At 36.8% G+C, this 288-nt stretch carries 1 protein-coding gene; it reads left to right on the plus strand.

The features are described from left to right. Positions 1–146: 146 nt before the first annotated feature. Positions 147–284: a hypothetical protein gene (locus tag V6251_RS15350; RefSeq protein ID WP_341589021.1), complete on the plus strand. Its 138-nt coding sequence runs from the start codon at positions 147–149 to the stop codon at positions 282–284. Positions 285–288: the final 4 nt, after the last annotated feature.

The raw sequence follows: 288 nt of genomic DNA on the forward strand, positions 1-288 counted from the left end.
GTCCTTCTAGATCTAGTAGACCTGTGAAAGACACACCAACTAAAGACAGAGTCAAACCAAAAGATCAACCTAATAGAGAATCAACTAAAGGAGGGCGACCTAATCGTGAGCGACCAATTAGAAACAGACGCAAAGACCATTAAATTATGAGTACAGTATCACCTTTTCATTTAGCCATTCCTGTTTACAACCTAGAGGAGTGTCGTCTGTTTTACAGAGGTTGGTCTTGGACCTATAAATTATATTTTAAATATAAATCCCAAACTATTGAATCAATTAATTAGGGAG

The sequence above is a fragment of the Olleya sp. Ti.3.14 genome (assembly GCF_038154885.1).
GTDB lineage: Bacteria > Bacteroidota > Bacteroidia > Flavobacteriales > Flavobacteriaceae > Olleya.

Excerpts from the sequence above, each read along its gene's own strand:
- V6251_RS15350 (WP_341589021.1), top strand. The coding sequence starts at position 147 with ATGAGTACAGTATCACCTTTTCATTTAGCCATTCCTGTTTACAACCTA.